The 26,221-nt window shown below is 72.8% G+C and carries 31 protein-coding genes; 16 read left to right on the forward strand and 15 right to left on the reverse strand.

From position 1 onward, the window contains the following. Position 1: 1 nt before the first annotated feature. Positions 2 to 862 carry a dihydropteroate synthase gene (gene folP, locus B085_RS0125635; RefSeq protein ID WP_018561467.1) on the reverse strand — a complete coding sequence of 287 codons (861 nt, stop codon included), beginning with the start codon at positions 860 to 862 and terminating at the stop codon, positions 2 to 4. Between the two features lie 119 nt (positions 863 to 981). On the opposite strand from folP, the gene B085_RS43745 reads away from it, so the two are divergent. Together B085_RS43745 and B085_RS0125645 are read left to right on the forward strand one after the other, a co-directional pair. Further along, a complete protein-coding gene (locus B085_RS43745) occupies positions 982 to 1,362 on the forward strand; it encodes a hypothetical protein (protein WP_018561468.1) in 381 nt (126 codons plus the stop codon). Next, positions 1,359 to 1,949, forward strand: coding sequence for a DNA-3-methyladenine glycosylase I (locus tag B085_RS0125645; RefSeq protein WP_018561469.1), 591 nt, complete (start codon positions 1,359 to 1,361; stop codon positions 1,947 to 1,949). The genes B085_RS43745 and B085_RS0125645 overlap by 4 nt, the downstream gene beginning before the upstream one ends. Positions 1,950 to 1,997: 48 nt before the next feature. On the opposite strand, the gene B085_RS0125650 is transcribed toward B085_RS0125645, so the two are convergent. Beyond that, positions 1,998 to 2,789, reverse strand: coding sequence for an enoyl-CoA hydratase/isomerase family protein (locus B085_RS0125650; protein WP_018561470.1), 792 nt, complete (start codon positions 2,787 to 2,789; stop codon positions 1,998 to 2,000). 262 nt (positions 2,790 to 3,051) lie between these two features. On the opposite strand from B085_RS0125650, the gene B085_RS47365 reads away from it, so the two are divergent. Then, positions 3,052 to 3,219: a DUF3117 domain-containing protein gene (locus tag B085_RS47365; RefSeq protein ID WP_018561471.1), complete on the forward strand. Its 168-nt coding sequence runs from the start codon at positions 3,052 to 3,054 to the stop codon at positions 3,217 to 3,219. A gap of 106 nt (positions 3,220 to 3,325) precedes the next feature. Here the strand turns inward: B085_RS47365 and B085_RS0125660 are convergent, their stop codons facing one another. Then, positions 3,326 to 3,991 (reverse strand): O-methyltransferase, encoded by a 666-nt coding sequence (locus B085_RS0125660; protein ID WP_026251436.1) that lies wholly within the window; start codon positions 3,989 to 3,991, stop codon positions 3,326 to 3,328. Positions 3,992 to 4,127: 136 nt separating this feature from the next. Here B085_RS0125660 and sigE point away from each other — a divergent pair, with 136 nt between their 5' ends. The 5 genes from sigE (at position 4,128) to B085_RS0125685 (ending at position 8,687) form a co-directional block, all read left to right on the forward strand. Then, positions 4,128 to 4,904 carry an RNA polymerase sigma factor SigE gene (sigE, locus tag B085_RS0125665; RefSeq protein WP_026251437.1) on the forward strand — a complete coding sequence of 259 codons (777 nt, stop codon included), beginning with the start codon at positions 4,128 to 4,130 and terminating at the stop codon, positions 4,902 to 4,904. After that, complete coding sequence (locus B085_RS43750) at positions 4,901 to 5,866, forward strand: zf-HC2 domain-containing protein (protein ID WP_018561474.1); 966 nt, start codon at positions 4,901 to 4,903, stop codon at positions 5,864 to 5,866. The genes sigE and B085_RS43750 overlap by 4 nt, the downstream gene beginning before the upstream one ends. Positions 5,867 to 5,935: 69 nt before the next feature. Further along, a complete protein-coding gene (locus B085_RS0125675; RefSeq protein WP_018561475.1) occupies positions 5,936 to 7,426 on the forward strand; it encodes a S1C family serine protease in 1,491 nt (496 codons plus the stop codon). 133 nt (positions 7,427 to 7,559) lie between these two features. Continuing rightward, positions 7,560 to 7,997, forward strand: coding sequence for a sec-independent translocase (locus tag B085_RS0125680; protein ID WP_018561476.1), 438 nt, complete (start codon positions 7,560 to 7,562; stop codon positions 7,995 to 7,997). Between the two features lie 78 nt (positions 7,998 to 8,075). Continuing rightward, positions 8,076 to 8,687: a hypothetical protein gene (locus B085_RS0125685; RefSeq protein ID WP_026251438.1), complete on the forward strand. Its 612-nt coding sequence runs from the start codon at positions 8,076 to 8,078 to the stop codon at positions 8,685 to 8,687. Between the two features lie 93 nt (positions 8,688 to 8,780). On the opposite strand, the gene B085_RS0125690 is transcribed toward B085_RS0125685, so the two are convergent. The 3 genes from B085_RS0125690 to B085_RS0125700 form a co-directional block, all read right to left on the reverse strand. Next, positions 8,781 to 9,941 carry an Mrp/NBP35 family ATP-binding protein gene (locus tag B085_RS0125690; protein WP_051102159.1) on the reverse strand — a complete coding sequence of 387 codons (1,161 nt, stop codon included), beginning with the start codon at positions 9,939 to 9,941 and terminating at the stop codon, positions 8,781 to 8,783. Between the two features lie 80 nt (positions 9,942 to 10,021). Further along, complete coding sequence (locus B085_RS0125695) at positions 10,022 to 10,516, reverse strand: DUF1003 domain-containing protein (RefSeq protein ID WP_018561479.1); 495 nt, start codon at positions 10,514 to 10,516, stop codon at positions 10,022 to 10,024. Beyond that, positions 10,513 to 11,817: a magnesium transporter MgtE N-terminal domain-containing protein gene (locus B085_RS0125700; protein ID WP_026251439.1), complete on the reverse strand. Its 1,305-nt coding sequence runs from the start codon at positions 11,815 to 11,817 to the stop codon at positions 10,513 to 10,515. The genes B085_RS0125695 and B085_RS0125700 overlap by 4 nt, the downstream gene beginning before the upstream one ends. A 174-nt stretch (positions 11,818 to 11,991) precedes the next feature. Here B085_RS0125700 and B085_RS0125705 point away from each other — a divergent pair, with 174 nt between their 5' ends. Next, complete coding sequence (locus B085_RS0125705) at positions 11,992 to 12,693, forward strand: hypothetical protein (RefSeq protein WP_018561481.1); 702 nt, start codon at positions 11,992 to 11,994, stop codon at positions 12,691 to 12,693. 10 nt (positions 12,694 to 12,703) lie between these two features. On the opposite strand, the gene B085_RS0125710 is transcribed toward B085_RS0125705, so the two are convergent. Next, complete coding sequence (locus tag B085_RS0125710) at positions 12,704 to 13,231, reverse strand: hypothetical protein (RefSeq protein ID WP_018561482.1); 528 nt, start codon at positions 13,229 to 13,231, stop codon at positions 12,704 to 12,706. 136 nt (positions 13,232 to 13,367) lie between these two features. On the opposite strand from B085_RS0125710, the gene B085_RS0125715 reads away from it, so the two are divergent. Then, positions 13,368 to 14,315, forward strand: coding sequence for a DMT family transporter (locus B085_RS0125715; RefSeq protein WP_018561483.1), 948 nt, complete (start codon positions 13,368 to 13,370; stop codon positions 14,313 to 14,315). A 7-nt stretch (positions 14,316 to 14,322) separates the two neighbouring features. Here the strand turns inward: B085_RS0125715 and B085_RS0125720 are convergent, their stop codons facing one another. Continuing rightward, a complete protein-coding gene (locus B085_RS0125720) occupies positions 14,323 to 15,438 on the reverse strand; it encodes a magnesium and cobalt transport protein CorA (protein WP_018561484.1) in 1,116 nt (371 codons plus the stop codon). 437 nt (positions 15,439 to 15,875) lie between these two features. Here B085_RS0125720 and B085_RS0125725 point away from each other — a divergent pair, with 437 nt between their 5' ends. The 4 genes from B085_RS0125725 (at position 15,876) to B085_RS0125740 (ending at position 18,923) form a co-directional block, all read left to right on the forward strand. After that, a complete protein-coding gene (locus B085_RS0125725) occupies positions 15,876 to 16,466 on the forward strand; it encodes a suppressor of fused domain protein (protein WP_026251440.1) in 591 nt (196 codons plus the stop codon). Between the two features lie 173 nt (positions 16,467 to 16,639). After that, positions 16,640 to 17,278, forward strand: a complete 639-nt coding sequence (locus tag B085_RS0125730; RefSeq protein ID WP_026251441.1) for a DUF6758 family protein — start codon at positions 16,640 to 16,642, stop codon at positions 17,276 to 17,278. Positions 17,279 to 17,360: 82 nt separating this feature from the next. Continuing rightward, positions 17,361 to 18,227 (forward strand): PHP domain-containing protein, encoded by an 867-nt coding sequence (locus B085_RS0125735; RefSeq protein WP_018561487.1) that lies wholly within the window; start codon positions 17,361 to 17,363, stop codon positions 18,225 to 18,227. An 81-nt stretch (positions 18,228 to 18,308) separates the two neighbouring features. Beyond that, positions 18,309 to 18,923, forward strand: coding sequence for a MarC family protein (locus B085_RS0125740; RefSeq protein WP_018561488.1), 615 nt, complete (start codon positions 18,309 to 18,311; stop codon positions 18,921 to 18,923). Between the two features lie 107 nt (positions 18,924 to 19,030). Here B085_RS0125740 and B085_RS43755 read toward each other — a convergent pair whose 3' ends face one another. Beyond that, positions 19,031 to 19,180, reverse strand: coding sequence for a hypothetical protein (locus B085_RS43755; protein WP_158689826.1), 150 nt, complete (start codon positions 19,178 to 19,180; stop codon positions 19,031 to 19,033). 224 nt (positions 19,181 to 19,404) lie between these two features. Between B085_RS43755 and B085_RS0125750 the strand changes: the two genes are divergently transcribed. Continuing rightward, the gene (locus B085_RS0125750; RefSeq protein WP_018561490.1) at positions 19,405 to 20,313 is read left to right on the forward strand and encodes an NYN domain-containing protein; all 909 of its coding nucleotides are present in this window, start codon (positions 19,405 to 19,407) and stop codon (positions 20,311 to 20,313) included. 26 nt (positions 20,314 to 20,339) lie between these two features. On the opposite strand, the gene B085_RS0125755 is transcribed toward B085_RS0125750, so the two are convergent. After that, on the reverse strand, positions 20,340 to 21,239 hold the full coding sequence (locus B085_RS0125755; protein WP_018561491.1) for an alpha/beta fold hydrolase: 900 nt from the start codon (positions 21,237 to 21,239) through the stop codon (positions 20,340 to 20,342). 132 nt (positions 21,240 to 21,371) lie between these two features. After that, positions 21,372 to 23,099, reverse strand: a complete 1,728-nt coding sequence (locus tag B085_RS0125760) for a DEAD/DEAH box helicase (RefSeq protein ID WP_018561492.1) — start codon at positions 23,097 to 23,099, stop codon at positions 21,372 to 21,374. 476 nt (positions 23,100 to 23,575) lie between these two features. Here B085_RS0125760 and B085_RS0125765 point away from each other — a divergent pair, with 476 nt between their 5' ends. Next, positions 23,576 to 24,310: a ferritin-like fold-containing protein gene (locus tag B085_RS0125765; RefSeq protein WP_018561493.1), complete on the forward strand. Its 735-nt coding sequence runs from the start codon at positions 23,576 to 23,578 to the stop codon at positions 24,308 to 24,310. A 14-nt stretch (positions 24,311 to 24,324) separates the two neighbouring features. Here the strand turns inward: B085_RS0125765 and B085_RS0125770 are convergent, their stop codons facing one another. The 4 genes from B085_RS0125770 to B085_RS0125785 form a co-directional block, all read right to left on the reverse strand. Then, positions 24,325 to 24,600, reverse strand: a complete 276-nt coding sequence (locus B085_RS0125770) for a hypothetical protein (RefSeq protein ID WP_018561494.1) — start codon at positions 24,598 to 24,600, stop codon at positions 24,325 to 24,327. Between the two features lie 133 nt (positions 24,601 to 24,733). Further along, complete coding sequence (locus B085_RS0125775; protein ID WP_018561495.1) at positions 24,734 to 24,964, reverse strand: DUF3107 domain-containing protein; 231 nt, start codon at positions 24,962 to 24,964, stop codon at positions 24,734 to 24,736. Positions 24,965 to 25,097: 133 nt separating this feature from the next. Beyond that, positions 25,098 to 25,733: a TetR/AcrR family transcriptional regulator gene (locus B085_RS0125780; protein ID WP_026251442.1), complete on the reverse strand. Its 636-nt coding sequence runs from the start codon at positions 25,731 to 25,733 to the stop codon at positions 25,098 to 25,100. Between the two features lie 100 nt (positions 25,734 to 25,833). Next, positions 25,834 to 26,052, reverse strand: coding sequence for a hypothetical protein (locus B085_RS0125785; protein ID WP_202470921.1), 219 nt, complete (start codon positions 26,050 to 26,052; stop codon positions 25,834 to 25,836). Positions 26,053 to 26,221 lie beyond the last annotated feature (169 nt).

Here is a 26,221-nt window from a genome sequence, read left to right on the forward strand (position 1 = left end):
GCTACGCCAGCCCCCGCCGGGCGACCGCCGGGGGCCGGTGTCCCGCGATCGAGGCCACCATGTCGAGCACCTGACGCGTCTCGGCGACCTCGTGCACCCGGTACACCTGGGCGCCGAGCCACGCCGAGACGGCGGTCGTCGCCAGGGTGCCGATCAGCCGCTCCTTGACGGGGCGGTCCAGGGTCTCGCCCACGAAGTCCTTGTTGGAGAGCGAGACCAGCACCGGCCAGCCCGTGGCCGTCATCTCCGGCAGCCGCCGCGTCGCCTCCAGCGAGTGCCGGGTGTTCTTCCCGAAGTCGTGTCCCGGGTCGATGAGGATGGCGTCGCGCCGCACCCCGAGCGCGGCCGCCCGCTCGGCGAGGCCCACCGTCACCTCCAGGATGTCGGCCATCACGTCCTCGTAGCCCACCCGGTGCGGCCGGGTCCGCGGCCGCGCGCCGCCCGCGTGGGTGCACACCAGGCCGGCGCCGTGCTTCGCGGCGACCTCGGCCAGCCGGGGGTCGACGCCGCCCCAGGCGTCGTTGAGCAGGTCCGCGCCCACCTCGCACACCGCCTCACCGACCTCGTGGCGCCAGGTGTCGACGCTGATCACCACGTCCGGGTGGCGCCGGCGCACCTCGGCGACGAAACCCGCGGTCCTGCGGATCTCCTCCTGCGTCGAGACCTCCTCGCCGGGGCCCGCCTTCACTCCGCCGACGTCGATGATCGCGGCGCCCTCGGCGACCGCGCGCTCGACGCGTTCGAGGGCCGGCGCGTCGGTGAACGTGGCGCCCTGGTCGTAGAACGAGTCCGGCGTCCGGTTCACGATCGCCATGATCACGGGTTCGTGCCCGCCGAATTCCCGTGTGCCCAGCCGCAGCATGTCGCGCCTCCCTCGAAATGTCGTACGCCGATCGAAGATAGTCGCCGACCGCACACCGCAGGCACGGCGCGACGTGGCACGATCGTGGCGTATACGTCGCGCCGACCCCGGGAGAGGTCTTGTTCTGGTTCATTCTCATCGCGCTGGTCGCGGTGGTCGCCGCGGTCGCCCTCGCGGTGCTCGGCGACGGCGGGGTGCTCCGCGACGTGGAGCCGGACCGGGTGGACGACCGGCTGCCGCCGGAGCGCCCGGTGGGCCGCGCGGACGTCGAGCGGCTGCGCCTGCCGGTGACCGTGCGCGGCTACCGCATGCTGGACGTCGACGACGTACTGGAGCGCCTCGGCGCGGAACTGGCCCAGCGCGACGCCCACATCGCCGACCTGGAGGCCGCGCTGGCCGGCGCCCACGCCACCCGGCTCGGCGGCCACTCGCTGGTCAAGGACGCCGAGCAGGCCCCGCTGCCCCCGGAGGACCCGCGTGGCCCCGGGAGCGGGCTGTGAGCGACGGCGGAGCGGTGACCGGGCCGGACGGCCTGGCGCGCTGCCCGTGGGGGCTGTCCACGGACGACTACGTCCTGTACCACGACACGGAGTGGGGCCGCCCGGTGCACGGCGAGGCGGCCCTCTACGAGCGGCTGAGCCTGGAGGCCTTCCAGTCGGGCCTGTCCTGGATCACGATCCTGCGGCGCCGAGAGGGCTTCCGGAAGGCCTTCGCGGAGTTCTCCCCGGAGGCGGTCGCCGCCTTCACCGACGCGGACCGGGAGCGGCTGCTCGCCGACCCCGGCATCATCCGCAACCGCGCGAAGATCGACGCCGCCGTCGCCAACGCGCACGCCACCCTGGCGCTGCGCGAGGGGTACGAGGGCGGCCTGGACGCCCTCATCTGGTCGTACGCCCCGGACCCCGCCGGACGCCCGGCACCCCGAACGGTCGCGGACGTGCCGGCCGTCACGGCGGAGTCCACCGCGCTGGCCAAGGACCTCAAGAAGCGCGGCTTCCGCTTCGTCGGCCCCACCACCGCCTACGCGCTGATGCAGGCCTGCGGCCTGGTGGACGACCACCTGGCCGACTGCTGCGCCCGTCGCTGAGCGTCCCGGCCGCGCCTGCCGCGCCTGCCGCGCCTTCGCGGTCCCGGCTCAGCGGCCGAGGAAGCGGGGCTTCTCCTTCTTCAGGAAGGCCTCGACCGCGATCCGGTGGTCCTCGGAGGCGCCGGCGGCCGTCTGCAGCTCGTCCTCCTTGGCCAGGGTGTCGGCCAGCGAGTGGCCCTCGGCGTACGCGAGGGAGGCCTTGATCGCCGCGTAGGCGACCGTCGGACCCTCGGCGAGCCGGCGGGCGACCGAGGCGGCCTCCGCGGCCAGCTCGCCGGCCGGCACCAGACGGTTGGCGATGCCCAGCTCGTACGCCTCCCGCGCGCCGATCTTGCGCGGGAAGAGCAGCAGGTCGGCGGCGCGGCTGCGGCCGACCAGCCGGGGCAGCGTCCAGGAGGCCCCGGAGTCGGCGGTCAGGGCGACGCCGACGAAGGACGTGTTGAAGGCGGCCGTGTCGGCGACCACGCGGTAGTCGCAGGCGAAGGCGAAGCCCGCGCCGGCGCCCGCGGCGACCCCGTTGACCCCCGCCACGACCGGCTTGGGCATGGTGGCGATGGCGGTGACGATCGGGTTGTAGTGCTCGCGCACCGTGGACATGGCCGGCCCGCCGCCCTCCTCCTGGAGGAACCCGACGTGCTCCTTGAGGTCCTGGCCGACGCAGAAGGCCGTGCCGTTCGCGGTGAGCAGCACGGCCCGCACCGCGGGGTCGGCGCCCGCCGCCTGGAGGGCGTCCCGCAGCGCGACCTTGGTGTCGACGTTCAGCGAGTTCATCACCTCGGGGCGGTTCAGGGTGATGGTGGCGAGCCCGTCGCTCACCTCGTACAGCACGGTGTCGGCCATGTAATCCCCTTCGTCGCGGCTCATGTTCGGGGTCAGCATGCCGGAGATCGCCGGGTGCGGACATGTGACCTGCGTCAAACGCGCCCGGGAGTGCGATCACCGAAATGGACGGTTTTGCGGGACAGGGTTCTCGAACGGATGGGAACCGATGTTGGTCATCGGGTCACCCGATGCGGGATAATGGCTGAGAACCAATGTGTTCGAGTCCGGTGGCGCCTGGGCCACCGTGTGCGAAGAGCTGGTTTCAGGAAGGGGAACGAGCATGGCGGCCATGAAGCCGCGGACGGGTGATGGCCCGCTCGAGGTGACCAAGGAGGGGCGGAGCATCATCATGCGCGTTCCGCTCGAGGGCGGCGGACGGCTTGTCGTCGAGCTGACTCCGGACGAGGCGGATGCACTCGGCGAGGCTTTGAAGAAGGCCATCGCCTGAACCGGCCGATCCAAGCCTTGGGCCCCTGGCGCCATGCGCCGGGGGCCCACTTGTTCGTCCGTTCCGGCGCCGCTCCGGAAACGGGTGCATTCCGGGCGGGGAATTCTCAGCCGCGCCGTACCGCGCAGAGCAGACCGTCGTCGGTCGGCAGCAGGACGGGGGCGAGGGCCGCGTTGTCCCGTACCGTCCGCATCAGCTCGCGCAGCCGGATGACCTCCGGTTCGGAGTGGGCGGCGTCCATGGAGCGGCCCTGCGCGAAGGCCCCCTCGAAGCAGACCAGCCCCCCGGGACGCAGCAGGCGCAACGATTCGCCCAGATAGTCCGGGTACTCCAGCCGGTCCCCGTCGCAGAACACCAGGTCGTAGCCGCCGTCGGCGAGCCGGGGGAGGACGTCCAGCGCCCGCCCGGGGATGAAGCGGGCGCGGTTCCCCGCGAACCCCGCCTCCCGGTAGGCGGTGCGGGCGAGCTGCTGGCGGTCCGGCTCGGTGTCGACGGTGGTCAGCACGCCGTCGGGACGCATGCCGTGCAGCAGGTGGATGCCGGAGACCCCGGCACCGGTGCCGATCTCCACGACCGCCTTGGCGTCCGTGGCGGCGGCCAGCAGCCGCAGTGCCGCGCCGGTGCCGGGGGAGACCGGGCGCACGCCTGCCTCACGGGCCCGCCCGCGGGCTCGTATCAGCGCGTCGTCCTCGGCGACGAAGGCGTCCGCGAACGCCCAGCTCGCCTGCCGGTTGCCGGTAATTGCCCTCTCCTGTCCGCCTGACGGTTGCAGCCCGCCCGGCGACTGTATCCGTTGCGGTCGGGAACCCGCAGATGGGACCGCGCGTTGGTACCTGCGACGGACCTGAACGACAGGGGCCGGGAGCGATGCGCCCGGCATTTATCCGGAGCTAACGGGCGAGGTGGCTATGGTAGGGGCTCTACTGGACACCACCAGAGCCGACAGGGGAGGTGCGGCTGCGGCGGGTCACCGGGGAGTGCTGTCGCGCTTCCGCAGGGCGGCCGGCGAGCCGAAATCCGTGACCGATACAGCTGACGACCGTCCGCGCACCGACGAGTCCGCGACTGTGGCCGCCAACGCGACCTTCGCCACCGACCGGGACAACCAGGCGTGGACTCCCCCTTCCTGGGAGGAGATCGTCAGTACGCACAGCGCCCGGGTCTACCGCCTCGCGTACCGCCTCACCGGTAACCAGCACGACGCCGAGGACCTCACGCAGGAGGTCTTCGTGCGGGTCTTCCGCTCGCTGTCGACGTACACCCCCGGCACCTTCGAGGGCTGGCTGCACCGCATCACCACCAACCTCTTCCTCGACATGGTCCGCCGGCGGCAGCGCATCCGCTTCGACGCCCTCGGCGACGACGCCGCCGAGCGGCTGCCGAGCCGCGAGCCGTCCCCGGCGCAGCACTTCGCCGACACCCACTTCGACGCGGACATCCAGCAGGCGCTGGACACCCTCGCCCCGGAGTTCCGCGCGGCCGTGGTCCTCTGCGACATCGAGGGGCTGTCCTACGAGGAGATCGCCGCGACGCTCGGGGTGAAGCTGGGCACCGTGCGCAGCCGTATCCACCGTGGTCGTTCGCATCTGCGCAAGGCGCTGGAGCACCGTGCGCCGGCCGCCCGTCCCGGCCGCGCGCCCGTCCTGGCCACCGGCCGGCCGGCCCTGGAGGGCGGGAGCACGTGAGCAACGGTGTCAGCCGGCACCTCACGTGTGCCGACCAGCACTTGGGTGACCATCTCGCCGCCTTCGTCGACGGTGAGCTGCACGACGACGCCCGCGACCGGGTGCTGGCCCACCTGGCGACCTGCGCCGACTGCAAGGCCGCGGCCGACGAGCAGCGGCGGATGAAGGACGTGGTGGCCGCCACCGCGCCGCCCGCGATCTCGGCGGGCCTGCTCGCCCGCCTCCAGGAGTTGCCCGGGGGTGACGGCGACGGCGGAGAGGGACCCTTCGGCGACGGCGGACTGATGGAGACGGCCAGCCTCGGCGGTGAGCGCCTCGGTGGCGGCCTGTTCGGCAAGGCGCGCGAGGAGTTCTCGCTGCCCCTGTCGGCCTCCGCGTCCCGCGGCTTCCGGATCCACGAGAGCGGCCGCTCCGGCGCCGCGGTCGCGCCCGTCGGCCCCTCCCCGTCCGTCACCGCGGTCCGCGGCCGGCGCCGTTTCGCGTTCGCCGCGGCCGGCGCGGTGTCCATGGCGGCCATCGCGCTCGGCGGCGCCCTTCCGCTGGACGCCGCGGTCGACGGAGCCGGCGGCACCCCGCTCTCCCGCAGCGGCGCGGGTGCCCCCGCGACACCGTTCACCGGTGGGACGGCCCGTGCGGCGGCCGACGTGTGGAGCACCGCCACCAGCGACCTGATCCACCCCGGCTCGGGCGGCATGCACCCGTACGGCGTCGGCGCGCCCGACGGCCGCGGGCCCGGCGCCCTCACCCGGCCGCTGGGCCTGTCCGCCGACGAGCGGTCGATCGCCGCACCGGCCGCGTCCGCCGTCCCGGGCGTGACCCCGGCACCCGCCCTGGCCCCGCCGTCGACGGTGGCCTCGTCCGCCTCTCCCGCCGCCACGAGCGGCGCCGCGGTCTCCCCGGCCGCGCCCGTTCCGCTCGACTCGGTCGTCCCCCTGGTCGGCCACTTCCCCGTGACCCGCTGAGCGGTCGGCTGCGGGCGGCGCCGACTCCTGGTTCAATCCAGGGAGGACTGGTCGTCGTAGGGGAGCACCGTGGACGAGGGGAAGGCCGAAGGGCCGAAGTGGTGGAGCCGGCCGGAGACGGTCGCGCCGGTACCCCCTGAGCCGCAGGACCGGCCCGCCCCGGACGCGCCCGAGGCACCCGCCGGGCCCTCCGCCGGAGCGGCCCCCCGGCACGCCCCGGACCCGTACGACACCCCGCCGTACGGCGAGCCCGGCCCCTGGGCGCCCGCGCCGCCCGTGCAGCACCCCGCCGGCGGGGCCGCCCCGCCGCCCAGCGGCCCGCCCGCCCCCACCCCCGCGCCCGTGCCTCCGCCGCCGCTGTCGGTCGGCCAGTGGCAGCGCTACGACCCCTGGGCGCCCCCGGGCGGCACCAACGGCCCGCAGCGGCCCGCGTCCCAGGCGACAGGCAGCCGGCGGGCCCCTCTGGCGGCCGCGCTGGTCGCCGTCACCCTGATCGCCGGCGGCATCGGCGGGGCGCTGGGCGCCTACGTCCACGACAGCGGCGGCGCGCCGGACGTGACCCTGCCGCAGGCCACCGCGTCGGCCGGACCCCGGGCCCCGGACAGCATCGCGGGCATCGCCGCGCAGGTCCTGCCCGGCGTCGTCTACATCCACGTCAAGGGCGACGACGGGGAGGGCACCGGCACCGGCTTCGTGCTGGACCGCGAGGGTCACATCCTCACCAACAACCACGTGGTGGAGGGCGTCGCCAAGGGCGGCACCATCTCGGTCACCTTCAACGGCGGCCAGGTGAAGCCCGCCACCATCGTGGGCCGGGACACCGGCTACGACCTGGCGGTCATCAAGGTCAACGGAGTCAAGGAGCTCCACCCGCTGACCCTCGGCGACTCCGACTCCGCCCAGGTCGGCGACCCGGTCGTGGCCATCGGCGCCCCGTACGGCCTGGAGGGCACCGTCACGTCCGGCATCATCAGCGCCACCCAGCGCCCGATCACCGCCGGCGGGGAGACCAACAGCAGCGACGTCAGCTACGTCGACGCCATCCAGACCGACGCCCCGATCAACCCCGGAAACTCCGGCGGTCCGCTGGTCGACGCCAAGGGCCTGGTCATCGGGATCAACAGTGCCATCCGGTCGGCGGACAGCGGCACCGACCCCTTCGGCAACGGCAGCCAGGGCGGGAGCATCGGCCTCGGCTTCGCGATCCCCGTCAACCAGGCCAAGCGGGTCGCCGAGCAACTGATCAACGACGGCGAGGCCACCCACCCGGTGATCGGCGTCAGCATCAACCTGCAGTACTCCGGGGACGGCGCCCAGGTCAGCCCCGAGGGCCAGGGCGAGGGGGACTCGGTGACCCCGAACGGCCCGGGCGCCAAGGCGGGCATCGAACCGGGCGACGTGATCACCGCCATCGACGGCAAGCGGGTGCACAACGGCGAGGAGCTGATCGTGCGGATCCGCGCCCACCGGCCCGGCGACACGCTGCAGCTGACCGTGAAGCGGGACGGCAAGGAGCGCGCCGTGGAGCTGACCCTCGGCTCGGCAGCCGGCGGGAGCTGAGCCCGGCGAATTCGGGATTTACCGGGGCGCGGCCTACTGTTGACCCTGCCCACTCCCGTGCGGACGGTTGGGGCAGGTACGGTGAGATCCGCCGGATTCCGTCCGCCGGCCGAGGACCACGAGGAGCTGCACGGTGTTTTCAGACATAGGCGCGCTGGAGGTCGTCGCGCTCGTGATCCTTGCCGTGCTCGTGTTCGGGCCGGACAAGCTGCCCAAGGTCATCAAGGACGTGATGCAGTTCGTCCGCAAGGTGCGGGAGTTCTCGGACAGCGCCAAGGCCGACATCCGCAGCGAGCTGGGCCCGGAGTTCAAGGACTTCGAGTTCGAGGACCTGCACCCCAAGAACTTCGTCCGCAAGCAGCTGCTGGACAACGACGAGCTGGGCCTGAAGGAGATCCGCAACGGATTCGACTTCAAGGAGGAGATGTCGTCGGTCACCGACGCCGTCCACGGCCGCGACAGCGGCGCGGGCTCCGGTTCGCCGGGCTCCTCGGGCACCCCGGACCGGCTGCGCAAGCGCGACGGCCTGACGCCCGGCGAGGCCCCGCCGTTCGATTCCGACGCCACCTGATCCGGGGGCCTGCCCCGTTCACGCAGCGCGAGTGGCTATTCTCCCTTTGTTTGCCCTTATGGAGGAGGCCCCGCGCGTATGGAGACCACAGCTGATCCGGCGGATCGTATGGCCGACGGCTATCTCAAGGCCGACTTCCCCTGGTACGGGCTGGACGAGGCGTTCAGCGGCGACCGCTGGCTCGCCCCCGTCGGCATGAACGCCGACGGCACGGTCGAGCACGGCTCCACCGGCCACGGGGACGAACCGTCCGTCAAGGTCGAGCCCACCCCCGACAACCGCCGCTTCGTGGTGGTCGTCACGGTCGCCGAGCGCCCGGTCCGTCGCAGCTCGGACGGTACCGGCGTGCTGGACGCCACCTCGGTCGCCACGGCCGCCTGGCTGGCGGGCTCGGGGCTGCTGTCCTGCACCTGGCCCACCCAGATGGAGCGGCACCTGCGGCAGAACTGGCTCGACCAGCAGACCGCCATCGCCTGGGACCTCGCGGACGGTCTCGAGGGCCCCGACTGGTCGGCGCTCACCCTGCCGGTGGACGGCGTCCCCACGCCCTTCCACTACCGGGAGTCGGAGTACGGCTGGGTGATGGCCGGATCGGCGCGCGGAGTGCACCTGGGTGCCTTCGGGCGCGGGATGAGTGCCTACGGCCTCGGCCTGGCCCAGGTGAAGGACATCAAGGCCTACCAGGCGTGAGAGACGGCTCAGGGGCGTCTCCCGGAAGGGAAGGCGCCCCTGAGGTGTTCCCGGGGCCGGTGGGGTCCGGACCACGGGACCCGACGGGCGGGATCAGAACTTGTTGCGCGGCGTGATGCCGAGCGACAGGCCGGCCAGACCGCGCTGCCGCCCGCCGAGCTTGCCCGCGATGGCCCGCAGTGCCGAGCCCGCAGGGGACTGCGGGTCGGTCAGGACGACCGGGCGGCCGTCGTCGCCGCCCTCGCGCAGCCGCACGTCGATGGGGATCTGGCCGAGCACGGGCACGGTGGCGCCGGTAGTGCGGGTCAGGCCCTCGGCGACCCGCTCGCCGCCGCCGGTGCCGAAGACGTCGACCATCTCGCCGCAGTGCGGGCAGGGCAGCCCGGACATGTTCTCGATGACACCGACGATCTTCTGGTGGGTCTGCACGGCGATGGTGCCCGCGCGCTCGGCGACCTCCGCCGCCGCCTGCTGGGGCGTGGTGACCACGAGGATCTCGGCGTTCGGGACGAGCTGCGCGACGGAGATCGCGATGTCGCCGGTGCCGGGCGGCAGGTCGAGCAGCAGCACGTCCAGGTCGCCCCAGTACACGTCGGCGAGGAACTGCTGCAGCGCGCGGTGGAGCATCGGGCCGCGCCACACCACCGGGGCGTTGCCCGGGGTGAACATGCCGATGGAGATGACCTTCACGCCGTTGGCCGAGGGCGGCATGATCATGTTCTCGACCTGCGTCGGACGGCCGTCGGCGCCCAGCATCCGCGGCACGCTGTGGCCGTAGATGTCGGCGTCGACGACACCGACCTTCAGGCCGTCGGCCGCCATCGCGGCGGCCAGGTTCACCGTCACCGAGGACTTGCCGACGCCGCCCTTGCCGGAGGCGACCGCGTACACCCGGGTCAGCGAACCGGGCTTGGCGAACGGGATCTCCCGCTCCGCCTGGCCGCCGCGCAGCGAGGTGGCAAGCTCCCGGCGCTGCTCGTCGCTCATCACGTCCAGCTCGACGGCCACGCCGGTGACCCCGGGGACCTTCGCGACGGCGGTGGTCACCAGGTTGGTGATGGTGTCCCGCAGCGGGCAGCCCGACACCGTCAGGTACACCGCCACCCGCACCGCGCCGTCGTCCGCGATGTCGACCGATTTGACCATGCCCAGGTCGGTGATCGGCTTGTGGATCTCGGGATCGTTCACCGTCGCGAGCGCGGCGCGCACCGCGTCGGGCGAGGGGGAGGAGCCTGGGTGAGGATCGGTAGCCATGCGTCGATGGTACGTCCCGCACCGTGCCCGCAGGACCCCCGGTGCGCGGGTTCACACCGCCCTGGCCGGGACCCCGGCGGTCACTCCGCCTCGGCCCGCTGCCGCTCGTCGATGTCCTTCAGGAGCTCCTGCAGTTCCGAGCGGATCCAGTCGCGCGTGGCGACCTCCCCGAGGCCGAGCCGCAGCGCGGCCACCTCGCGGGTCAGGTACTCGGTGTCGGCGATGCTGCGGTCGTTCGCCTTGCGGTCCTGCTCCAGGTTGACCCGGTCGCGGTCGTCCTGCCGGTTCTGCGCCAGCAGGATCAGCGGGGCGGCGTAGGAGGCCTGCAGCGACAGCATCAGGGTGAGGAAGATGAAGGGATACGAGTCCCAGCGCAGATGGCGCGGCGCCAGCGCGTTCCACGCCACCCACGCGATGATCACCACCGTCATCCAGACGATGAAGCGGCCGGTCCCCAGGAAGCGGGCGATCTTCTCCGACAGCCGCCCGAAGGCCTCCGGGTCGTAGGTGGGCAGGAGGCTGATCCGCCGCACCCGCGGCTGGTCGAGGCGGATGCGGGGGCGCTCGTCGCTCACTGGTCCGCCTCGTTCGGTTGCGCCTCGTCGAGTTCCGCCTCGTCGAGTTCCGCCTCGTGCAACTCCGTCTCGCGCCAGTCCTCCGGCAGCAGGTGGTCCAGGACGTCGTCGACGGTGACGGCGCCCAGCAGCGAGCCGCTGTCGTCGACGACCGGTACGGACACCATGTTGTACGTGGCGAGGAAGCTGGTGACCGCCGGCAGCGGGGTGTCCGGCGCCAGCGGCTGCAGGTCGCTGTCGAGGAGCGCGCTGACCAGGGTGAACGGGGGGTCGCGCAGCAGGCGCTGGAAGTGCACCGTGCCCAGGTACTTGCCGGTCGGGGTCTCGTCCGGCGGCCGGCAGACGTACACCTGGGCGGCGAGCGCGGGGGACAGGTCCGGGTTGCGGACCCGCGCCAGGGCGTCGGCGACGGTGGCGTCGGGGCGCAGCACGATCGGCTCGGTGGTCATCAGACCGCCGGCGGTGCGCTCCTCGTACGACATCAGCCGCCGCATGTCGGCCGCCTCGTGCGGCTCCATCAGCCCGAGCAGCCGCTCCTGCTCCTCCACGGGCAGCTCGGCCAGCAGGTCGGCGGCGTCGTCCGGGTCCATCGCCTCCAGCACGTCGGCGGCCCGCTCCTCCTTCAGCTTGCCGAGGATCTCCACCTGGTCGTCGTCCGGCAGCTCCTCCAGGACGTCGGCGAGCCGGTCGTCGTCGAGGGCGGCGGCCACCTCGGCGCGGCGCTTGGGCGACAGATGGTGCAGGACGTTCGCCAGGTCGGCGGCGCGCAACTGGTCGAAGGTGGCGAGCAGCGCCTCCGCGCCCTGCGCGTGCTCGTCCAGCGAGAAGCCGGTGACCGCCGACCACTCCACCGTCAGTGTCAGGCCGCTGCGCCGCAGCGGCCCGCCCTTTCCGCGGCGGACGAAGGCCTTGTCGATCTCCCAGTCCCGGCGTGCGGCCAGCCGCACCATGGACACGTCCAGCACGGTCACGTCCTCGCCGGTCTCCACGAGCCTCACCCGGCGGTCGAGCAGTTCACCGAGGACCAGGGTCTCGGTCGGGCGCTGCTCGAAGCGCTGCATGTTGACGACACCCGTGGTGATCACCTGACCGGACTCCACTCCCGTCACCCGTGTGATCGGCAGGAAGATCCGGCGCCGGCTGACGACCTCGACCACCAGTCCCAGCACGCGCGGCGGCCGGCCCCCGACGCGCAGCATGACGACCACGTCCCGGACCCGGCCGACCTGGTCGCCGTTGGGATCGAAGACCCGCACCCCGGACAGGTGCGAGACGAAGACCCGGGAGGTTCCCGCTGGCATGCCGCCAGGCTAACGCCGCCCCCGCGGGCAGGGCGCGCGGTAATGCTCCACGGGGGCTTCGCACGGCGTTCACAGCGGTTCACCCGGCCAGCGGTACGCTGCGGTGGCTTCGGCTCCGCTTCGCCGCTCCCCTCGTGTGAGGGGGTGCGCACCACCGCAGGAGGAAGAGAACACGTGATCCTCGGCCGCAGGTCGTCCGTCCTCGTGAGTCTTGTGGGCGCGGCCCTCCTCATCGCCGGAGCGACAGGGTGCGCGGGCGATCCGGACGCGGGGACCAACGGGGTCGGCAAGCTGCCGGCCGAGACCATCGAGAAGCGCGCCCGCACCGCCGCCGACGCGGCCGACACCGTACGGCTGACGGGCACCGTCGTCAGCAGGGGCCTGACCTACACGCTCGACATGCGGCTGCGCGGCAACGGCGGTCTGGGCGAGGTCACCTCCAAGGGCAGCACCTTCGAACTGCTGCGGGTGGGCGACGACCTCTACCTCAAGGCGGGCGCCGGCTTCTACGGCGACCAGGTCGGCGCCAAGCTCAAGAACAAGTACGTCAAGGTGCCCGCCGCGGACCCCGCGTACGACCAGTTCAGCGGCTTCACCGACAAGGAGGTGCTGCTGGAGGGCCTGTTCGTGCTGCGCGGCGCGCTCACCGTCGGGGACCACCGTACGGTCGGCGGCGTCCGTACCATCGCCGTTGCCGCGGAGGGCGGCGACGGCGGCACGATCGACGTGTCCCTGGNGGGCGAGCCGTACCCGCTGCGCTACGAACGCGCGGGTGGCGCCGGCACGCTGACCATGGACGACTGGGGCAAGGACTTCACGCTGCGCGCGCCCGACGAGGACGACGTCGTCGACTACGGCAAGGCCGTCACCCAGTAGGCCACGGGGCTCAGGCCTTCTTGCGGCGCCGCAGCAGCAGCTTCGGCAGGCCCGCCGGGATCGGGCGGCGGGTGATCGCGGCCGTCGGCAGCGGGGCCGCCGCGCCGCGGCCGTCCGGCATCGCGCCGGGGCGTTCCAGGAGGTCGCCGGCGGGCTCCAGCCGCAGCACGCGGCACTCGCGGGCCCAGCGTCGGGTCATCGTCGCGGCGTCCGGCGCGTTGAGCCGCTTGCCCTTGAGCTCCTCCACCGCGGCCGTCCACGCCTCGCCGTCCGGGCGCAGTTCGGTGACCCGGACGGGGAAGACGACCAGCCGGCCGCCCTTGTCCTTGCTGCGGACGGTGACCGTGGCGGTGCCGCCGTCGGTGAGTCCCGGCGCGGGCAGCGGCTGCTCGCCGGGGCCGCCGCCGACGACCACCACGGCACCGTCGGCCCAGGCGTGCCACAGGGCCTGACCGTCGGCCCAGAGCAGGCCGGACTTCTTCACGGCCTCCTCGATCAGGGCCTGGTCCAGCTGCGGCTGCGTCACGGTGTCCGTCATGCGCCCCACCCTATGGCGTGGCCCGCGCCGGGCGCCGCCGTGGTTCCGCACACATGCTGAGACGACAGGAGCTCAGGGCCAGGACGGGCCTTACGCTAAGGGGGTCACCGTCCCGCCCCGCCCGAGGAGACCCCGCGTGTCCGCCGCGCCGCCCGCCAGAACCACGCCCGCCGTACCGAAGGCGGACGCCGAGTCCGGCGCGGCCCCGCACGGGAAGGCGCCCCTGGACTTCGCGCTCCTGGCGGTCGCCATCGCCGGTGTCTCCCTGTCCGCGCCGCTGATCGCCGCGACCGCCGCGCCCGCGCTGGCCATCGCCTTCTGGCGGAACGCCATGGCCGTCGGGGTGCTGAGCCCCTTCGCCTGGTTGCGGCACCGGCGGGAGCTGCTGGGGATGGGCCGCCGGGCCTTCGGGCTGTCGGTCGCGTCCGGTCTGGTGCTGGCGCTGCACTTCGGGCTGTGGCTGCCGAGCCTCACCATGACCTCGGTCGCGTCCTCCACGGCGCTCGGCACCACCACACCGGTGTGGACCACCCTGTTCCTGCTGATGCGCGGTCACCGCCCGCCCCGGATGGTGTGGCTGGGCTCGGCGCTCGCGGTCGCCGGCGTGGTGCTGCTGACCGGCGTCGACCTGTCGATGTCGCCGCGCGCCCTGGCCGGGGACGCGCTGGCGCTGGGCGGCGGCATCGCGGCGGCGGGTTACGTCCTGCTCGGCGCGGAGGTGCGACGGACCGTCAGCACGACCGCGTACACCTATGTCTGCTACTCCACCACGGCCGTGGCCCTGCTGGCCGTCTGCCTGGCCTCCGGCTCGGCGCTCGGCTCTTACGACGGCGGCACCTGGGCCAAGCTCATCGCCCTGACCGTGGCCGCGCAGCTGCTCGGCCACAGCCTGCTCAACCGAGTGGTGCGCGGGCTCGGGGCGTCGACCACGTCCACCGCGATCCTGCTGGAGACGCCGGGCGCCGCCCTGGTGGCGGCGGTCTGGCTGGGCCAGACCCCGCCCGCGGCGGCCTACCCGGCGCTCGTGGTGATTCTCGCCGGACTGGCCCTGGTGATCCTGGCGGACCGCAGGAAGGCCGGCTAGGCCTGTCCTACAGCCAGCCGTTGCGGCGCAGGATGCGGTGGATGGCGAGGCAGATCCCGCCGATCGCGACCAGCACCATCGGGTAGCCGTACCGCCAGTGGAGTTCCGGCATGTGCTCGAAGTTCATGCCGTACACACCGCAGATCATGGTCGGGACGGCGATGATCGCCGCCCACGAGGTGATCTTGCGCATGTCCTCGTTCTGCGCGACGGCCGCCTGGGCGAGGTTGGCCTGCAGGATCGAGTTGAGCAGGTCGTCGAAGCCGACCACCATCTCGTGGACGCGGGCGACGTGGTCCGCGACGTCCCGGAAGTACTTCTGGATCTCCGGGTCCACCACGCGCATCGGCCGCTCGCTGAGCATCTGCATCGGGCGCAGCAGCGGGGAGACCGCCCGCTTGAACTCCAGTACCTCGCGCTTGAGCTGGTAGATGCGCCCGGCGTCGGTGGCACGCGGGGACTTGCCCTGGGCGGAGAAGACGTCGATCTCCACCTCGTCGATGTCGTCCTGGACGGCCTCGCTGACCGCCAGGTAGTCGTCGACGACCTGGTCGGCGATGGCGTGCAGCACCGCGGAGGGGCCCTTGGCGAGCAGCTCGGGGTCGTCCTCGAGACGGTGCCGCAGGGCGCGCAGCGAGCCGTGGCCGCCGTGCCGGACGGTGATGACGAAGTGCCGGCCGGTGAAGACCATCACCTCGCCGCTCTCCACCACCTCGCTGGTGGCGGTGAGTTCGGCGTGCTCGACGTAGCGGATGGTCTTGAAGACCATGAAGAGCGTGTCGTCGTAACGCTCCAGCTTGGGGCGCTGGTGGGCGTGGACGGCGTCCTCCACCGCCAGCGGGTGCAGCCCGAACACCTCGGCGATCTCAGCGAACTCCCGCTCCGACGGCTCGTGCAGGCCGATCCAGACGAAGCCCTCGTCCCCGCCGCACACCTTCTCCAGGGCCTCGCGCGGCGAGATGTGGTCGCTGCCGCGGCGCCCGTCCCGGTAGACGGCGCAGTCCACGACCGAGCTGGGCGTGGCCGACGAGGTGCGGGAGCGGTCCGGGCCGTAGTCGTATGACGTGCTGCTCTTGCGCAGGGCGGGGCGGACGACTGCGCGCAGGTCGCGGATCATCGACATGGCAAGCTCCTTCACGGACTGGCCGGGCTGAAATGCGGATCAGGGCAGGGGTGATCACCGTTGATCACTGCGCAGTTCAGGGAGCTCTTCCGGAGGCGGCAGGGTGACCCGGACAGGTCTCGGGAGCGGGCACGCGGCGATGTCACGCGATCGCGCTCGCGAAAATTTCCGGGATTCCCCGGCGGTTCCGTGGTTCTCTGGTTTCACGCCCGGACGACCGGGTACGGAACGCTGGGGATCAGGAGGGTTGCCGGGCGGAAGAGCTGCCGGTACTGCACGGTCGACTAGGATCCATTGCAGCCCCACCTCCTCCGGCCGATCCCCGCTGGGGGAAGATGTGCACGCCTCGAGCGGCGTAGCCGACGGCCCACCTTATCAGGCGGCCCTGGAGCGAAGCCGCTGCTTTGCACGTTCCATACGCGCTCTATGCTCACTCCATGGTCGACGTACTGGGGTTGGTGGAGACGCGACTGCGCATGGCCTTCGGGGAACCGGACGCCCGCGCCGCGGTCACCTTCCTGGGCGCCGAGCGGATCGAGGTACTGCGCTTCCGCGACGGTGAGCTGCTGCGCTACGTGACCCTCGGCATGTCGCGCGCGCCGATGAACGACCCCGTCACCGTCGTCGCGGACCCGGTGCGCGGCCCGCGCGCGGAACTCGTGCTCACCCTGCGCGGCGGGCGCGGCGCCGACACCGACATGGTCCTGCGGCCGCTCGCCGTGCTGGCCGCCAGCCCCCAGGTCGAGGGCGTCGTCGTCACGCCGGGGAACTCGCTGGACGTGGGCGAACCGCTGTGGCCCGGGGCGGCGTTCTCCGCCGTCCTGGTCGCCGAGCCCGGCGGTCTCGTGGAGGACCTTGAACTCGACGACCCGATGGACCCGGTCCGCTTCTTCCCGCTGCTGCCGATGACGGCGAACGAGGCCGCCTGGAAGCGGGTGCGGGGCGCGGGGGCGCTCCAGGAGCGCTGGCTGCAGGCCGGGACCGACCTGCGTGACCCCCTGCGCGCGGCGGTCGCGCTGACGGACTGAGGCTGACGGACTGGACCCCGGGGGTCCGTGACACCTCCTCAGGCGGGCCAGGCGGACGCCTCGCCGGCCCGGGAGTGGCCGGGGGAGGTGTGCCGTACGACGGCGCCACGCGCCGAACCCGGACGGGTGATCGTCCTTGACGCGGGCACGCCGCCGGAGGACCGTGGGGCGTTATGAGGGGCGAACCCAGTTGCCCGAAGTGCGGTGGCCGGGTCCGAGCGCCCGGGCTCTTCGCCGATTCCTGGCAGTGCGACGAGCACGGCGCCGTGTACCCGTTGCAGCCTGTCGTCCCGCCGAGTGTGGAAGCCCTCGGCGTGGTCGTGAGCCGGTCGCGCGTCCCGGTGTGGATGCCCTGGCCGCTGCCCGTCGGCTGGCTGTTCACCGGGGTCGCGTCCGCGGGGGACGACCGCAGCGGCGGGCGGGCCACGGCGGTGGCGTGCTCGGGTCCGGGGCCGCTCGGCGGGCAGGGCGAGATGGTGCTGGTGGCGGAGGAGCTGGGGGTCGGGCTCGGAGCGCGGTTCGCCGGGATCCCGGGGCCGGACCCCGGACCGGCGATGTGCCTCGGCAAGCCGCCGGCCGCCAAGGTGATCGCCGCCGGGCGGCCGACCGGCCTGTGGCACGTGAACGGGACCCCACCGGACCGCGCGGTCTTCGCGGGGGAGTCGTTCGGGCTCTGGCTGTGGGCGATCGTGTGGCCGGAGGAGTCGGGCCTGCTCATGTACGACGAGCTGATACTGACCGATCTGCGCGAGGCCGGCGCCGAAGTCGATCTCGTACCGTGCGGGGCGCTGTCCCCTCGCTTGCTCTCCTGAGATTCAGAGGTTGGCCAGGCAGTTATCCTGGTAATCGCAACCCCTGAATCCGTCCGAGCACCGAGCGCCTGGAGTGACCTGAGTGCGAATCGACCTGCACGCCCACTCCACCGCCTCCGACGGCACGGACACCCCCGCGGAGCTGGTCCGTGCCGCGGGCGCGGCCGGGCTCGACGTCGTCGCCCTCACCGACCACGACACGGTCGGCGGCTACGCCGAGGCCGAGAAGGCGCTGGCCGAACTGCGCGCCGCGGGCGCCGCGGCGCCCGTCCTGGTCACCGGCGCCGAACTCTCCTGCCGCATCGACGGGGTGAGCCTGCACATGCTCGCCTATCTCTTCGACCCGCAGGAACCGGAGCTCCACCGGGAGCGCGAGCTCGTACGCGACGACCGGCTGCCCCGCGCGCAGGCCATGGTCGCCCGGCTCCGCGAGCACGGTGTGCCGGTGACCTGGGACCGCGTGGCCCAGATCGCCGGCGACGGCGCCGTGGGCCGGCCGCACATCGCCCAGGCGCTGATCGAGGCCGGGCTGGTGGACAGCATCGCCGAGGCGTTCACACCCGAGTGGATCGGGCCGGGTGGCCGCGCCTACGCCGAGAAGCACGAACTCGACCCCTTCGAGGCGGTCCGGCTCGTGAGGAACGCGGGCGGGGTGACGGTCTTCGCCCATCCCGCCGCCGTCAAGCGCGGCACCTGCGTGCCCGAGAGCGTCATCCACGAGCTGGCGGCGGCCGGGCTGGACGGCATCGAGGTGGACCACATGGACCACGACGAGCCCACCCGCGCCCGCCTGCGCTCCCTCGCCGCGGAGCTGGGACTGCTGGCCACCGGGTCCAGCGACTACCACGGCACCCGCAAGACCGTCCGGCTCGGCGAGTACACCACCGACCCCGAGGTCTACCGGGAGATCGTCCGCCGGGCCACCGGCGCGGCGCCCATCACCCCGTGAATCGCGGCGCCCATCACCCGTGAACCCCTGACGTTCCGACCTTCCGCCCCCTGCCCCTGTAACCGCACCACCGCTAGGCCCATGGATCTCTTCTCCCTCACCCTGTTCGGCTCGGTCTTCGTCACACTCTTCGTGATCATGGACCCGCCCGGGATCACCCCGATCTTCCTCGCCCTCACCTCCGGCCGCGCGGCCAAGGTCCAGCGCCGCATGGCCTGGCAGGCCGCCGCCGTCGCGCTGGGGGTCATCACCGTCTTCGGCATCTGCGGCCAGCAGATCCTCGACTACCTGCACGTCTCGGTGCCGGCCCTGATGATCGCCGGAGGGCTGCTCCTGCTGCTCATCGCCCTCGACCTGCTCACCGGCAAGGCGGACGAGCCCACCCAGACCAAGGACGTCAACGTCGCGCTGGTGCCGCTGGGCATGCCCCTGCTCGCCGGACCAGGCGCGATCGTCACCGTGATCCTCGCGGTGCAGCGCGCCCACGGGTTCGGGCAGCAGCTGTCGGTGTGGATCGCCATCGCCGCGATGCACGTGGTGCTCTGGCTGACGATGCGTTACTCGCTGGTGATCATCCGTCTGATCAAGGACGGCGGTGTGGTGCTGGTCACCCGGCTCTCCGGCATGCTGCTCTCGGCGATCGCGGTGCAGCAGGTCGCCAACGGGGTCTTCGGCTTCATCCGGGGCGAGGGCTGACGGACCGTCGGCGGAACCCGGACGCGACAAGGGCCCCGTACCGTGGTGTACGGGGCCCTTCGCGTTCATGGCCTACGGCCCTGCGGCCGCGCCGGGGTGACGGAGCCTTACTGGGCGGGGCGGATGTAGATGCGCTGGCCGATTGCGGCGGCCTGCTGGACGATCTGGTCGACGGAGGCGGCGTCCACGACCGTGCAGTCGACGGCACGGCCGTCCTGGTCGTTGAGGCGCATGATCTCGAAGCGCATGGTGTTCACGGCTTCTCCCTTCGCGTCCGGGCACTCCTCCATTGGAGTACGGGGCTGCTTCGCAGCCGTTACCTGCCGGGGTCATTCATGTATCAACAACAGTTGCCCCGGCGAAAACCTTCCCTGTCCTAAAGAAAATTCTTCCCACGCATCTACCGGCGGGTAGCCACCGGTACCGGCGGTCCTGGTTCCGGTTGTGTGTGCGGACGGAAGCGCCGGACAATGTGATCTCTATGAACGACGACGCCCTTTCCGCCATCGCCGCCGGCATCGAGCGCACGAACGAGCTCCTGCAGCGGGTGCTCGCCGAGGTCGCCACGACCCCGGCGACCCACGCCGTGTTCGTCGACGCCGGGTACGTGTACGCCGCGGCCGGTCGCCTCGTCGCGGGCACCGAGGACCGAAGGGCCTTCGAACTCGACGCCGAGGGGATCATCGAGGCCTTCATCGACCGGGCCCGCACCCTCTTCGCCGACAGCCGCCTGCTGCGGGTCTACTGGTACGACGGGGCCCGCCGCCGCATCCACACCGCGGAACAGGAACGCATCGCCGAGCTGCCCGACGTCAAGGTCCGGCTCGGCAACCTCAACGCCAGCCGCCAGCAGAAGGGCGTCGACTCCCTGATCCGCAGCGACCTGGAGTCACTGGCCCGGCACCGCGCCATCAGCGACGCCGTCCTCATCGGCGGCGACGAGGACCTGGTGTCCGCGGTCGAGGCCGCCCAGGGCTACGGGGCCCGCGTCCACCTGTGGGGCATCGAGGCCGCCGACGGCCGCAACCAGGCCGACCCCCTGCTGTGGGAGGTCGACAGCCTGCGCACCCTCGACCTGGACTTCTGCAAGTCGTACATCACCCGGCGCACCTCCCCCGTCTACGGCGACGCACCGATCCCCACCGGGCCCATCCCGAGCCGTGAGGACGTGCACTTCGTCGGGGCCCGGGTCGCCTCGCAGTGGCTGGCGACCCGCGGCCGCGACTCCCTGGCCGAGCTGCTGCCCGGCCATCCGTACCTGCCGCCGGCCTTCGACCAGGAACTCCTCGTCGAGGCCGAGGGCATGCTCAACATCTCGCTGCGCGGCCACGCCGACCTGCGGCGGGTGCTGCGCGACGGCTTCTGGGAGCACCTCCAGGCGCGCCTGTAGGTCCCGCAAGGCCCCTCCAGGCGCTCTCAGGCCCCTGGACCGGTGCCGCCCCAGAAGTCGGCGAGGGCCCGTGCGGTGGGGGCCGGCCGCTCGGCGTTGGGGGAGTGCTCGGCCCCCTCGACGACCACCCGGCGCGCCCCGAGACGCCCGGCCATCGCGTCCAGCCACGGGACGGGCCACGCGTAGTCCACCGCGCCCGAGAGCACCAGCTTCGGCAGCGGAACCGCCGCGAGCTCCGCCACCCGGTCCGGCTCGTCGATCAGCTGCCGGCCGGTGACGATCAGCTGCTCGGGCACCGTGGCCAGCCAGCGGCGGTGCAGGAACTCCTCGACCGGGCCCGCGGCGTTCGCCGTACCCTCGAGGTCCTCGGCGTCCAGCTCGCGCATCGCGAGCCACACGCTCTCCATGTCCATCGCCGACAGGGCCTCCACCAGCAGCTTCGTACGGGCCTGCTGCGCCGCTTCGACGGCGGCCGGGCCGGAGCTCATGAGGGTGAGGGAGGCCCAGGGCAGGGCGGCGCCCTCGTCGTGCGCGGCCAGGACGGCGGCGCGGACGACCAGGCCGCCCATCGAGTGCCCCAGCAGGTGCACCGGCTCACCGTCCGCGCTGGCCAGCGCGGCGGTCTGCGCGAGCACGTCGGCGGCCAGCTCTTCCTGCGCGTACGCCGCCTCGTCCCGAGGGCCTGGGGACTGGTGCTGGCCCCGGCCGTCCACCGCGACCGTGCGGTAGCCGGCGGCCGCGAGGGGCTCCAGCAGCGCGAGGAAGTCCTCCTTGCTGCCGGTGAACCCGGGCACCAGCAGCGCGGTGCCGCGCCGCGGCGTACCGGCCGGCGGTACGGCGTCCAGCACGGCGAAGACGCCTCGGGCCGTCTCCAGGAGGTACGCGTTGGCGTTCTCGGGCAGCGTCAGGAAGGGCGGTCGGCTCATGGGGCGAGGCTAGCCGGGCCGGGTTGCGCCCACACGACGCGCTCCCCAACCCCGGGCGCCGCGCGGACGCAACGCCGACGGCCGGGCACCCCCGTCAGGGGCGCCCGGCCGTCGGCGGTACGGGTGCGGGCCTCAGCCGGTGGCCTCGTCGGCCGGCTTGGCCGTCCGCGTGCGGCGACGGCGGCGGACGGTCTTGGCCGCGCCCTCGCCCTCGGCGGGTGCGGCTTCCGGGGCCGCGGCCTCAGAAGCGGCCGGAGCCTCGGCGGCGCCGGTGGCGCCGGTGGCGGTGCCTGTGGCGGCGGACCGGGTGCGGCGGCGGCGCGGGGCCGGGACCTCCTCGGCCGCCGGGGCGTCCGCGACGGTCTCGGTGCCCGCGGTGCCCGCGGTGCCCGCGGTGCCCGCGGTGCCCGCGGTGCCCGCGGTGCCCGCGGTGCCCGCGGCACCCGCACGCGTGCGGCGGCGACGGCGCGGCGCCGGAGCCTCGGTGGTGGCCGGAGGCTCGGCGGTCTCCACGGCCGCCTCCGCCCCGGCGGGCGTCTCGCCGACCGACTGCCCGCCGCGGGTGCGGCGGCGCTGGCGCGGCGTACGGGTACGCGCCGGACGCTCCTCCGCCTCGGCGGAGGCGGCGGGGCCGGACCTGCGGCCGCCACGGCCACGGCCACGGCCGCCGGTCTCGCCGAGGTCCTCGATCTCCTCCGCGTCGAGCCCGGCACGGGTGCGCTCCGCACGCGGCAGCACGCCCTTGGTGCCCTCGGGGATGCCGAGCAGCTCGTAGAGGTGGGCCGAGGTGGAGTAGGTCTCCTCCGGCTCGTTGAACGGCAGGTCCAGCGCCTTGTTGATCAGCTGCCAGCGCGGGATGTCGTCCCAGTCGACCAGGGTGATCGCCGTGCCGGACGCACCCGCGCGGCCGGTGCGGCCGATGCGGTGGAGGTAGGTCTTCTCGTCCTCCGGCGTCTGGTAGTTGATCACGTGTGTGACGCCCTCGACGTCGATACCCCGCGCGGCGACGTCGGTGCAGACCAGGACGTCGACCTTGCCGTTGCGGAAGGCGCGCAGCGCCTGCTCGCGGGCACCCTGGCCGAGGTCGCCGTGGACGGCGCCGGAGGCGAAGCCGCGCTGCTCCAGCTGCTCCGCGAGGTCGGCGGCCGTGCGCTTGGTACGGCAGAAGATCATCGCCAGGCCGCGGCCGTCGGCCTGCAGCACCCGGGAGACGAGCTCCGGCTTGTCCAGCGAGTGGGCGCGGAAGATGTGCTGGGTGATGTTGGCGACGGTCGCGCCCTCGTCGTCCGGCGAGGTGGCCCGGATGTGCGTGGGCTGCGACATGTAGCGGCGGGCGAGGCCGATGACGGCGCCCGGCATCGTCGCGGAGAACAGCATCGTCTGCCGCTTGGCCGGCAGCATCTCGATGATCTTCTCGACGTCGGGCAGGAAGCCCAGGTCGAGCATCTCGTCGGCCTCGTCGAGGACGAGCGCGCGGACGTTGCGCAGGTTGAGCTTCTTCTGGCCCGCGAGGTCGAGCAGCCGGCCCGGGGTGCCGACGACCACGTCGACGCCCTTCTTCAGGGCCTCGACCTGCGGCTCGTACGCGCGGCCGCCGTAGATCGCCAGAACGCGGACGTTGCGCACCTTGCCCGCGGTCAGCAGGTCGTTGCTGACCTGCGTGCACAGCTCACGGGTGGGGACGATGATCAGGGCCTGCGGCCCGTCGACGAGGTCCTCGGGCCTGGCCCGCCCGGCCTCGACGTCGACCGGGACGACGACCCGCTCCAGGAGCGGGAGGCCGAAGCCCAGGGTCTTGCCGGTGCCGGTCTTGGCCTGGCCGATGACGTCGTTGCCCGCGAGGGCGACGGGAAGCGTCATCTCCTGGATCGGGAAGGGAGTGGTGATGCCGACGGCCTCGAGGGCCTCGGCGGTCTCGGGGAGGATCCCCAGATCGCGGAAAGTCGTGGTGGTGGTCAGGATGCTGCCTCTTCTATTGGGACGCGGCGCCGAGCGGTTTCCGGGGGAGGGTCGGGCGCAAGGAACTGCGCTGACCGCGGAGTGTCGTCCGGCCGTGATGGCCGAGGTGCGCGGGACCACTGCCCTCGTGCGCGCCGCGAAGCTGTCCCTCCCCACGTGGGGAGGGCGGTCGGTAGGAGCCGATCGGGCCACCGACCGGGCATCCATTCATGCGCGACCCGCCGGGTCACCTGGCGGGTCTATATCACTGTACCCCGGAATCACGCACCGGCGGAGGATGGATTTTCCGGTACGCGGGACAGGTCACCCCGCGGCACCCGCGCGGCGGGCCGCACGGGATGGTTGCCGCACTGGCGGGGTTGGCTATTGTGCGCAGCATGGAGACGCCTCACACCCCCGCCGACACCCCCGCCGAGACGACCATCGCCGCCAAGGACTGGGCCGCGGCCTCCGCGGCGCCGCAGTACCGCGCGGCGGTCGTGGACCTGCTCGGGGCACTCGCGTACGGCGAGCTGGCCGCCTTCGAGCGGCTCGCGGAGGACGCCAAGCTCGCGCCGTCCCTGGAGGACAAGGCGGAGCTCGCGGCGATGGCGTCCGCCGAGTTCCACCACTTCGAGCAGCTCCGCGCGCGGCTCACCACCATCGAGGCGGACCCGACCGCGGCGATGGAGCCCTTCGCCGCCGCACTCGACGAGTTCCACCGCCAGACCGCGCCGTCGGACTGGCTGGAGGGCCTGGTCAAGGCGTACGTCGGCGACTCCATCGCGTCCGACTTCTACCGCGAGGTCGCCGCCCGGCTCGACACCGACACCCGCGAACTGGTGCTGGCGGTGCTGGACGACACCGGCCACGCCTCCTTCGCGGTGGAGAAGGTGCGCTCGGCCATCGAGGCCGAGCCCCGGGTCGGCGGGCGGCTCGCGCTGTGGGCGCGCCGGCTCATGGGCGAGGCGCTGTCGCAGGCGCAGCGGGTCGTGGCGGACCGGGACGCGCTCAGCACGATGCTGGTCGGCGGGGTCGCGGACGGCTTCGACCTCGCGGAGGTCGGCCGGATGTTCACCCGGATCACCGAGGCCCACACCAAGCGGATGGCGGCGCTGGGCCTGTCCGCCTGAGCGGACCGCGCGGCTCAGACCGTGCGCGGCGAGGACCGGCGGGTGCTCCGCGGCGGGCGCACCAGCAGCGAGAGCAGGACGGCGGCCACCCCCACCGACACGGCGAGGTTGATCAGGAACCGGTCGGAACCGAGGACGGTACGGGTGATCAGGCCGCCCAGTACGGCGGCGACGGCTCCCGTGGCGAGCACCAGCGTCGCCTCGGGAAGGCGCCGGCGGGGGAGCAGCCGCGTGGCGGCGTACGCGACGGACAATCCGACGGCGGCGAACGCGAGCGCTTCCCACATCATCGTGCGGCCCCTCCCGGAGACTTCGGTCGCACGGGTCCTACCCCGCGGGTCAGGACGGCGAAACGGCGGGTCACCCCATTCGGGGGTGACCCGCCGTACGTCCTCCCCGTCACGGGAGCGGTCAGGCTGCGGCCTACAGCTGGGCGCCGAAGCCGACCCGGCGCGTCGCCGGCTCGCCGATCTCCACGTAGGCCAGCCGGTCGGCCGGCACGAGCACGCGCTTGCCGTGCTCGTCGGTGAGGCTGAGCAGCTTGCCGGTGCCCGTCAGCGCCTCGGCGACGGCCTTCTCGACCTCCTCGGCCGTCTGCGCGCTCTCGATGATGATCTCGCGCGGCGCGTGCTGCACGCCGATCTTGACCTCCACGGCTTTCGTCCCTCCGAACGGTCTGCGGTGTGCGCGGTTGGAAATCGCGCCGTACGCAGGACACATTAGCCGCGCCCGGCACCGGGACACCGGCGGACGGGCACGCCCAGAGCGAACACCCGGGGGGACGTCGTCAGTGCTCGGTGCCGTGCAGCGGGAAGCCGGCGATGCCGCGCCAGGCCAGGGAGGTCAGCAACTGCACCGCGGTGTCGCGGGGCATGGAGCTGCCGCTGGAGAGCCAGTAGCGGGCCACGACCTGCGAGACGCCGCCGAGGCCGACGGCGAGCAGCATGGACTGCTCGGTGGTCAGACCCGTGTCCTCGGCGATGACCTCGCTGATCGCCTCGGCGCACTGCAGCGCGACCTTGTCGACGCGCTCGCGGACGGCCGGCTCGTTGGTGAGGTCGGACTCGAAGACCAGGCGGAAGGCGCCGCCCTCGTCCTCCACGTACGCGAAGTACGCGTCCATGGTCGCCGCCACCCGCTGCTTGTTGTCGGTGGTGGAGGCCAGTGCGGTGCGCACCGCGTCCAGCAGGGCCTCGCAGTGCTGGTCCAGCAGCGCCAGGTAGAGCTCGAGCTTGCCGGGGAAGTGCTGGTAGAGCACGGGCTTGCTGACGCCCGCACGCTCGGCGATGTCGTCCATCGCGGCGGCGTGGTAACCCTGGGCGACGAACACCTCCTGAGCCGCGCCCAGCAGCTGGTTCCTCCGGGCCCGGCGCGGCAGGCGTGTGCCGCGAGGGCGCGCCTCAGTCTGCTCGATGGCTGTCACGCCGCCTCCCAAGTGATGTCGTTCTGCGCTGCGGGTGCCATCGTACTTTTCGGTAGCGGGGGCATGCGCTGTGCGAACGCACATTCTCACCAAGTGGAACTCAGCGATAGTCGTCCTCGTCGAGTTCGACCACCCTGTGCTGCTCGGCCACGTCCGCCGGATCGGCGTCGTCAGGGCGTTCGGTGATCGGGACATCGCGGTGCTGCAGCAGTTCGAGATGCTGTTCGGCGATGTCCGCCTCGGGGGCCTCGATGTCGGCCTCGGCGTCCTCCAGGTCGTCGATGACGTCGTCGTCGAAGGTCTCGATGTCGTCGGACACGGGCACCTCCCGATTCCTCTGGTCGTGCGCTGGCGTCCCCCCGCTGCTACCCACTGTCCCCCTCTTTCCCCTTCTGCGAGCGTAGGAGACAGGGATGGGGTGTGCAGAGTGACGGGAGAGGCGGAAAATCCCCACGACGCGTGTGAGTGCGAACACACGAGCCCACGCG

Origin of the sequence: Streptomyces sp. BoleA5, from assembly GCF_000373665.1 — a bacterium.
In the GTDB taxonomy this organism is placed as follows: Bacteria; Actinomycetota; Actinomycetes; order Streptomycetales; family Streptomycetaceae; genus Actinacidiphila.

Coding starts and splice junctions, on each gene's coding strand:
- folP (WP_018561467.1), bottom strand. CDS start 862: ATGCTGCGGCTGGGCACACGGGAATTCGGCGGGCACGAACCCGTGATC.
- B085_RS0125650 (WP_018561470.1), bottom strand. CDS start 2,789: ATGGCCGACACCGTGCTGTACGAGGTGAGCGACGGGCTCGCCACCATC.
- B085_RS47365 (WP_018561471.1), top strand. CDS start 3,052: ATGGCGGCCATGAAGCCGCGGACGGGTGATGGCCCGCTCGAGGTGACC.
- sigE (WP_026251437.1), top strand. CDS start 4,128: ATGGTAGGGGCTCTACTGGACACCACCAGAGCCGACAGGGGAGGTGCG.
- B085_RS0125685 (WP_026251438.1), top strand. CDS start 8,076: ATGGAGACCACAGCTGATCCGGCGGATCGTATGGCCGACGGCTATCTC.
- B085_RS0125690 (WP_051102159.1), bottom strand. CDS start 9,941: ATGGCTACCGATCCTCACCCAGGCTCCTCCCCCTCGCCCGACGCGGTG.
- B085_RS0125700 (WP_026251439.1), bottom strand. CDS start 11,817: ATGCCAGCGGGAACCTCCCGGGTCTTCGTCTCGCACCTGTCCGGGGTG.
- B085_RS0125710 (WP_018561482.1), bottom strand. CDS start 13,231: ATGACGGACACCGTGACGCAGCCGCAGCTGGACCAGGCCCTGATCGAG.
- B085_RS0125720 (WP_018561484.1), bottom strand. CDS start 15,438: ATGTCGATGATCCGCGACCTGCGCGCAGTCGTCCGCCCCGCCCTGCGC.
- B085_RS0125725 (WP_026251440.1), top strand. CDS start 15,876: ATGGTCGACGTACTGGGGTTGGTGGAGACGCGACTGCGCATGGCCTTC.
- B085_RS0125730 (WP_026251441.1), top strand. CDS start 16,640: ATGAGGGGCGAACCCAGTTGCCCGAAGTGCGGTGGCCGGGTCCGAGCG.
- B085_RS0125740 (WP_018561488.1), top strand. CDS start 18,309: ATGGATCTCTTCTCCCTCACCCTGTTCGGCTCGGTCTTCGTCACACTC.
- B085_RS0125750 (WP_018561490.1), top strand. CDS start 19,405: ATGAACGACGACGCCCTTTCCGCCATCGCCGCCGGCATCGAGCGCACG.
- B085_RS0125755 (WP_018561491.1), bottom strand. CDS start 21,239: ATGAGCCGACCGCCCTTCCTGACGCTGCCCGAGAACGCCAACGCGTAC.
- B085_RS0125760 (WP_018561492.1), bottom strand. CDS start 23,099: ATGACGCTTCCCGTCGCCCTCGCGGGCAACGACGTCATCGGCCAGGCC.
- B085_RS0125765 (WP_018561493.1), top strand. CDS start 23,576: ATGGAGACGCCTCACACCCCCGCCGACACCCCCGCCGAGACGACCATC.
- B085_RS0125770 (WP_018561494.1), bottom strand. CDS start 24,600: ATGATGTGGGAAGCGCTCGCGTTCGCCGCCGTCGGATTGTCCGTCGCG.